This window comes from Lysinibacillus sp. GbtcB16 (assembly GCF_019091145.1).
GTDB lineage: Bacteria > Bacillota > Bacilli > Bacillales_A > Planococcaceae > Lysinibacillus > Lysinibacillus fusiformis.
The window spans coordinates 1-240 of record NZ_JAGXJV010000820.1 but is presented as its reverse complement, the minus strand read 5'-3'; the positions used below and the strand labels follow the sequence as shown (position 1 = coordinate 240).

The 240-nt window shown below is 34.6% G+C and carries 1 protein-coding gene; it reads right to left on the bottom strand.

Annotation, left to right across the window (positions count from 1 at the left end; genetic code table 11):
• Positions 1-97 precede the first annotated feature (97 nt).
• On the bottom strand, positions 98-240 hold a 143-nt coding region (locus tag KVT27_RS26935), incomplete at its 5' end, for a TetR family transcriptional regulator C-terminal domain-containing protein (RefSeq protein WP_305799948.1).

The following is a 240-nucleotide window of genomic DNA, read 5'->3' as shown; positions in this document are numbered from 1 at the left end:
TTTAAATCCCACCTTTTTTAATTTCTTTTAAGAAAATCGTTATTGCCTGTTGTAAGAGTGGTTCTAATGATTTCAAATTTTGATGATTGGTAAGCTGTCATAATCCACCTAGCCATGTGCCAAGTAAGACGGTCCATATATCTACTTTGTCATCAACGAATTCGTTTTGGTCGATACCCTCTTGTTGAATTGCACGATAAGCATTCATTGGTGAAATAGCTAAATTGAATAGTTGCTGTA